This window comes from Methanobrevibacter sp. V14, assembly GCF_963082475.1.
Classification (GTDB): Archaea; Methanobacteriota; Methanobacteria; order Methanobacteriales; family Methanobacteriaceae; genus Methanocatella.
The window spans coordinates 1-6,690 of the sequence record NZ_CAUJAM010000019.1 but is presented as its reverse complement, the minus strand read 5'-3'; the positions used below and the strand labels follow the sequence as shown (position 1 = coordinate 6,690).

At 35.0% G+C, this 6,690-nt stretch carries 7 protein-coding genes; all 7 read right to left on the bottom strand.

Features of this window, described 5'->3' with window-relative positions:
* On the bottom strand, positions 1–1,474 hold a 1,474-nt coding region (locus Q9968_RS09635; protein ID WP_305515871.1), incomplete at its 3' end, for a V-type ATP synthase subunit A.
* A complete protein-coding gene (locus Q9968_RS09630) occupies positions 1,471–1,788 on the bottom strand; it encodes a V-type ATP synthase subunit F (protein ID WP_305515869.1) in 318 nt (105 codons plus the stop codon). The genes Q9968_RS09635 and Q9968_RS09630, both read right to left, overlap by 4 nt.
* The gene (locus Q9968_RS09625) at positions 1,785–2,939 is read right to left on the bottom strand and encodes a V-type ATP synthase subunit C (RefSeq protein WP_305515868.1); all 1,155 of its coding nucleotides are present in this window, start codon (positions 2,937–2,939) and stop codon (positions 1,785–1,787) included. Before Q9968_RS09625 ends, Q9968_RS09630 begins: the two co-directional genes overlap by 4 nt.
* Before the next feature lie 15 nt (positions 2,940–2,954).
* Positions 2,955–3,572 carry a V-type ATP synthase subunit E gene (locus Q9968_RS09620; protein ID WP_305515866.1) on the bottom strand — a complete coding sequence of 206 codons (618 nt, stop codon included), beginning with the start codon at positions 3,570–3,572 and terminating at the stop codon, positions 2,955–2,957.
* Between the two features lie 12 nt (positions 3,573–3,584).
* Entirely contained in the window at positions 3,585–4,076 is a 492-nt protein-coding gene (locus Q9968_RS09615; protein ID WP_305515864.1) for a V-type ATP synthase subunit K, read from the bottom strand.
* A gap of 64 nt (positions 4,077–4,140) precedes the next feature.
* Positions 4,141–6,144 carry a V-type ATP synthase subunit I gene (locus tag Q9968_RS09610; protein ID WP_305515861.1) on the bottom strand — a complete coding sequence of 668 codons (2,004 nt, stop codon included), beginning with the start codon at positions 6,142–6,144 and terminating at the stop codon, positions 4,141–4,143.
* An 11-nt stretch (positions 6,145–6,155) separates the two neighbouring features.
* Entirely contained in the window at positions 6,156–6,470 is a 315-nt protein-coding gene (locus tag Q9968_RS09605; protein ID WP_305515859.1) for a V-type ATP synthase subunit H, read from the bottom strand.
* Between the last annotated feature and the right edge of the window lie 220 nt (positions 6,471–6,690).

The window sequence follows — 6,690 nt, the reverse complement described above, 5'->3', positions numbered from 1 at the left end:
TACGGGTAGTTTCTAAGGTAGCTTGGTCAGTTTCAGGTAATGCATCAGGACCAACTAATTGTACAATTTCTTGTAACTCAGATTCCTTTTGTAATAATCCCATAGCTTGGTCACGAGTTGCTCTCCAATCTGCTGCAATGTTTTCAGCCCACCATCCTTCAATACTGTCCACATATAATGAGTAACTTTGTAACCAGTCAATTGAAGGGAAGTGACGTTTATCTGCAAGGGATGCGTCTAACGCCCAGAACACTTTACAAATACGTAATGTGTTTTGAGTAACGGGTTCGGATAGGTCCCCACCAGGAGGTGATACTGCACCAACTACAGAAATAGAAGCTACATGTGGTTCAGTACCGATAGTCTTTACTCTTCCAGCTCTTTCGTAGAATTGAGCTAATCTGGATGCTAAGTATGCTGGGTAACCTTCTTCCCCAGGCATTTCTTCTAATCTTCCAGAAATCTCCCTCATAGCTTCAGCCCATCTTGAAGTTGAGTCTGCCATAAGTGCCACATCGTAACCTTGGTCACGGTAGTATTCTGCAATAGTAATTCCAGTATATACACATGCTTCCCTAGCCGCTACTGGCATGTTTGAAGTATTTGCAATAAGAACTGTTCTATCCATTAATGGATTACCAGTTTTAGGGTCGTCGAGGAATGGGAATTCAGTAAGTACTTCAGTCATTTCGTTACCACGTTCTCCACATCCAATATATACAACGATATCTGCATCTGCCCATTTAGCTAATTGCTGTTGGGTAACAGTTTTACCTGATCCGAAAGGACCCGGAATAGCTGCTGCTCCTCCTTTAGCTACTGAGAAGAAAGTATCTTGTGCTCTTTGACCAGTTACTAATGGTACGTCCGGATCTAATTTTTCAATATATGGACGGCTTTTTTTAACAGGCCATTTTTGGAGCATCTGAACTTTTTGACCAGCTACTTCAGCGATGTCTTCAAGAATAGTATATTCGCCTTCAGCTGCAATTTCAGTTACTTCACCATCTAATGAAGGCGGAACCATAATTTTGTGTAAAACAGCAGTTGTTTCTTGTACTTCACCAAGAACATCCCCGCCTTTTACTTTGTCTCCGACTTTTGCTACTGGTTTGAATGTCCATTTTTTCTCCTTGTTTACTGAATCTACATCAATACCTCTTGCAATGAAATCACCAGATTCTTCTCTGATGATTCTTAAAGGCCTTTGAATTCCGTCAAAAATAGAACTCATTACACCTGGAGCGAGTTCTACTGATAATGGACCACCAGTACATTCAACTACTTCACCCGGCTGAATACCGGCTGTTTCTTCATATACTTGGATAGTTGCGGTGTCACCTTCAAGCTCGATGATTTCTCCGATAAGCTTTTCGTTACCTACCATTACCATCTCAAGCATCTGAGCCCCTCTCATACCATCTGCGACAATAACAGGCCCAGCAATCTTAATAATATTTCCTTCAATAATCATTTAACCATCTCTACCCCGATAACTCTTTTAATAAGGTCGTTAATTTGATCAGATGATCCTTCTGAGGACCCATCTTTATCAGGTATTTCAATTATCATTGGTAAAACACTTGAACCAATTTTTCTATTAATATGATCTCTTATTTCATTAGCCATTAATTGAGTAATGATAATAATTGAAATTTCATCATCTAAAAATTTATCAAAAGCTACAATAGCTTCTTCTGAAGTAGTAACAACTTCAGCTTTTTTGACACCACTTAATCTAAATCCTGAAACAGTGTCAATATCACCCATAACTGCGACTGAACTCATATTAACATCTCCATTATTTTAGAATTTGGGAAGTCCGCTTCTCTTTTTGCTCTTGCAATAATTTTTAAATTCTTAATTTCGTTTTCTTTTTGATTTAAATAACCAATAATTGGACCAATACCCAATGGTTTTTTAACAGCTAAAGATTTTGAGTATTCAGAAGCGTAAACATCTAATGCTTTTTCAAATACAGCAACTGAACCAGTTTCGTTATATACTGGGATTACATCAGATAATACTTCTGCATATTTTGTTCCTTCCAAACCAGAAACTACATTTGTAACATCTGGAGATTCCATTAAATCTTTAAGTTTCCATTCACGTAATTGGTATCCTTCTTCTAATATATAAGGGGAAATCGCATCATAATCAAGGTCATCTTGTTTTGCCCTTATAATCAGTTTAAGATTAGTTACATCAACTTGAGTTCCAACATATGCATATAAAATCTGTTTATTTTCGTCTGAAGGAACATCAGAAGAATGTAATAATTTGCCTAAATAATATTTATCTAAAGCAGATTCTAATGGGAGAATCATATTAGTATCTTCGTATTGTGGAAGAGCATCTTCTAAAACTGCTGCATATTCAGTATTATCTAAACTGGATATAATGTCAGTTACACTTTCAGCATCAGCTAATGATTCTAAGTCGTCATATAATGATCCACAAGGAATTAACAATTCTCTTGTCTCATCAGATGTAAGACCAACTTCCTTAGAAGTTAAAAGACTTTTAATATTGTCGATGTCAGCTTTTTTAGACATTACAACAAAAGGATCCTTAATATCTTTAGGAGCCAATTTTGCAACAAAATCATAAGTGTTAGCACGTTCTACGTCTAATGCCTTGTCAAGTGGATATTCATCTAAAACGTCAGCATATTCAGAAACGCCTTTGAGATAATTTTCAACTTCTTCAACGTCGTTGGTTTCAACGAGTTCAGAAATCTGTTTCTCATCAAATAATCTTCCTTTTCTAGCTCTTACTCTTGCACTTGGATTAAGATAAGGATAAATGTCCAAAATTGGTCTGGATGTAATGATTACAACTACTGCACCAACAACAAGGACTGCTAAAATACAGAATACAAGAAATGTTTCTTGTGTAAGTCCAACAGAACTTATTAAGGTCGCAATTCCATCTGCCATAATTTATCCTCCTAATTATTTAAATAATACTTCAGCAACTTCACTACGTAAGATACTTTTAAATCTATCTAATCTTGCTTCAATTGTGTTATTTACTTCTATATCTCCATTAATGGTTTTTAAAACAGCACCACCCATGGCATCAATAGGTTCACCTAATGTAAACTTGATACCTTCTAATTCAAAAGAGTCTGAACCTTGTGAAGATAAGTCTTTTTTAAATTTATTTGTATCCGCTTCATTTAATTGAATAATTAAATCATCACTACCGATTTCCTCAGCAGCTTCTTTAATCATTTTACTTAATGAATCTTCGTATTCATCATCACCAGAAGAAGCTTTACTTTTTAGCTCACCAATAGCTTGATTGAATGCGGCTTCAATTACTTCTTCTTTAGCGCCTAATTCTGCCCTACGAGCATTCATCTTAGCTTCAGAGATAATTTGCTGATATCTCATGTCAGATTGTTTTTTACCGTTTTCTAAAATTTTAGTTTTTTCAGCTTCAGCACTTTTTTCTGCTTTTGCTTGAATAGCTGAAACTTCAGCATTTGCATCTTGAATGATTAAATCAGCTTTCTCCTGGGCTTCAGACATAATACTTTCAACAATTTTACTTGTGCCTGAGCTCATATAAATTGCCTCCTAAGCTGCGCCTAAGATTCCACCGAATACCATAAGTAAAATAGCAATCAAGAAACCATAAATAGCTTGTGTCTCTGGTAATGCAGAGAAAATAATACCACGAGCAAACATATCATTGTCTTCTACAATAGCGCCAACAGAGGATGCTGCTGCTATACCTTGACCCATACCTGAACCTAAACCAGCAAAACCAATTGATGCACCTACACCGATTGCTACAATACCTGCTTCGGTTGTTAATCCTTGTCCTTGACCTAATAATCCTGAAAATACTAATAATAAGATTGCAACCAAGAACCCATAAATAGCCTGAGTTTCTGGTAATGCAGAGAAAATAATACCTCTTGCAAACATGTCATTGTCTTCTGCAACTGCCCCTACAGAACCAGCAGCTGCCATACCTTGCCCTAAACCGGAACCTAATCCAGCAAATCCAATTGCTACTCCAGCACCAATAGCTGCTAAAGCAGTACCTAAAGCAATTTCTACCATATTTAATTCACCTTTGAAATAATATTGATTTTTAAATTTAATTTAAGATATAAATGAAAAATTTTTAATTTTTAAGTTTTGTAAATGTCCTATTTGCTTTGAAAGCTTCAAATTTACCTTTACCTTCCATAAAGAATTGTGAAAAGAACTCAACATAGTTAAGACGTAAAGCATTAATAAATGCACCCAATACCTGGAAAGCGAAGTTTGCAATATGACCACCAATGAATACGATTATTGCCAGTACAATTCCTGCAAACGGAACCATATTATTAACCATAACTGATAAGATGTTTACAGTCATAGCAATACCACCAGTAGCTAAACATAATGCTAAAAGACGTGCGTAGGATAAAATATCTCCCATATAACCGAATATATCCATAACACCATAGGCACCATTAGCCCATACTAACATTCCAATAGTTGCAAGTATTAAGATTCCACCTAAAATCATGCATATCATACCGATTCCAGGCATCATAAATCCTAAAGCAAGTAAGATAATACCAGCTTCGAAAACAAACCAACAAATTTGAGAACCTATTGCCTCTTTAACATTTCCGTATCTTAAGTTGTTAATAGCACCTAAGATAAATCCGATGTTGGTGTATAACAGACCAACTGCAATAGCTATTAATAAAATAGTATCTGGATGTACAAATGATTCAACTGAACCATAAACTGTTGGTAAACGGAACCCAACTATTCTTTCTGGAAAATCTCCAATGAAACCATTAGTTATCAAACCCAGTACACAGGCCCACAGACCAGACCAGATTAAAATCCAACCAAATGCGTTCATAGATTCCTTAACTTTACCCATTCCCCTAATTAATACTACACCAAGAGCAGATACAACTAAACCATAAACTGCATCGGTTAAACAGAAACCGAAGAAAAATGGAAATGTTATTGCAACAAATATAGTTGGATCCATTGCATTGTAACGTACTGGAGAGTACATATCTACAAGGAATTCGAAAGGTTTTGCATACCATCCATTTTGTTGTAAAACTGGGACACTTTCATCATCCGTACCTTCAACCTCTACTGTTTCAAAGGCACAATGTCCATCGGAACTTATTTCAACTAATTGTTCAACTTTTACAGTATCTTTTATAGGTACCCATGCTTCAAGGACGTAAGCATCTTTAGTTTGAACAAATGAGGAAAGTATTTCATTTTTTTCTTTTTCATTTTCTAATTGTTCTTTGAGTGCTAATATGTCATCATCCCATTGTTCTGCAACTGCTCTTAACTCAGTTTTAATAGAGCTGCGTTCAGATTCAATGGTTAATAACCTTGCATCAGCATTTGAAATAATTTGTTGAGGATATCCTTCAACATCACCTACTTCAATTCTCTCAAAGTCGAATTTGCGAAGAATTGAATAAACATCATCGCTAAATTCATTTAATGTTACTACGACGATAATTTCTCCTTCTTTATCATCCATAGGAACAGTAAAAATATCTAATTCATCTGTCAAGTTACTTAATTCATTTTTGATTTCTGAAGCAGATTCAGCATTAATCCTTCCAACAGTAGTAGAAGTGTACTTTGAATCTTTTAAGTCAGCTAAATCCATGTCAAAATTATATAAACGCTTAGCCAAACTTTTATTAGACTTGAGTTCACTTGTTTCAGCGTCGAGTGCGGCAAGTTTTCCTTCTATAACATTTGTTTTAGCTTCCACCTGGGATAGAGTGTCTTCGGCTTTTTCAATAAAAGCTTCAGTGTCTAACCTATCAACTTCTTTTTGAACAGGTAAATCTGGACTAATAAAAGACATCAATGTATCTTTTAACCCATGGCCTTCTGATAAAGAATTTCCTAATAGTTCAGATATACCGTTTGTTTTCATGAGAAGTGAAGATAATTTACCAGTGTATGGAGTAGCTTTAGCAGGAGTTACTAATTCCGCTAATTCAGGATCTTGCTGAATGCTGTCAGAAATATCACTGATTTGTATAAGTCCTGATTCGTGGAGAGCATCCACTGTAGGCGCTACATACTTATCCAGTGTAACAATTCTAATTTTGCGCATTCTAGCTGTCTTGAACATATAATCTCACACTACATAATATTTTTGACAATAATAGAAGCCGCTTCTTTAACATTTACCATAGCTTTGTCTTTTAAGGCCTTAACCTCAACTTTAGACTGCTCAGCAATTGTTTGTGCTTCTTTTTTAGCTTTATCTTCTGCATCAAAAACAGTATCTTTAGCATCGTCTTCAGCTTGTAATTTGGCTGTTGAAATAATTTCATCAGCTTTAACTTCTGATTCAGCAATCATATTTTTAGATTGAGCTTCTGAATCAATAATAAGTTGTTCAGCATCGGATTCAGCTTTTTTTATCATTGCGATTGCGTCTGATATCTCTGCCATAATTAATCACCATGGTATATCTATTTTTGTTGAGTAATATATATATCTTTTACTATCCATTTTGTTTAGAATTCGTAAAATTTAATTTTAAATAAATAAAAGTTATTAAAAGATAATAATTAGATAGAAATAGTTAAGAGGATGTGACACGAAGTCACAATTTTTTCTAATTTTAATTGACTAATTTTCCTTTAATTTTATATACTATGAAATACAATCT

What these genes read in the sequence shown, in the direction of transcription:
- Q9968_RS09610 (WP_305515861.1), bottom strand. Translation starts at nt 6,144, where the DNA reads ATGTTCAAGACAGCTAGAATGCGCAAAATTAGAATTGTTACACTGGAT.
- Q9968_RS09605 (WP_305515859.1), bottom strand. Translation starts at nt 6,470, where the DNA reads ATGGCAGAGATATCAGACGCAATCGCAATGATAAAAAAAGCTGAATCC.
- Q9968_RS09630 (WP_305515869.1), bottom strand. Translation starts at nt 1,788, where the DNA reads ATGAGTTCAGTCGCAGTTATGGGTGATATTGACACTGTTTCAGGATTT.
- Q9968_RS09625 (WP_305515868.1), bottom strand. Translation starts at nt 2,939, where the DNA reads ATGGCAGATGGAATTGCGACCTTAATAAGTTCTGTTGGACTTACACAA.
- Q9968_RS09615 (WP_305515864.1), bottom strand. Translation starts at nt 4,076, where the DNA reads ATGGTAGAAATTGCTTTAGGTACTGCTTTAGCAGCTATTGGTGCTGGA.
- Q9968_RS09620 (WP_305515866.1), bottom strand. Translation starts at nt 3,572, where the DNA reads ATGAGCTCAGGCACAAGTAAAATTGTTGAAAGTATTATGTCTGAAGCC.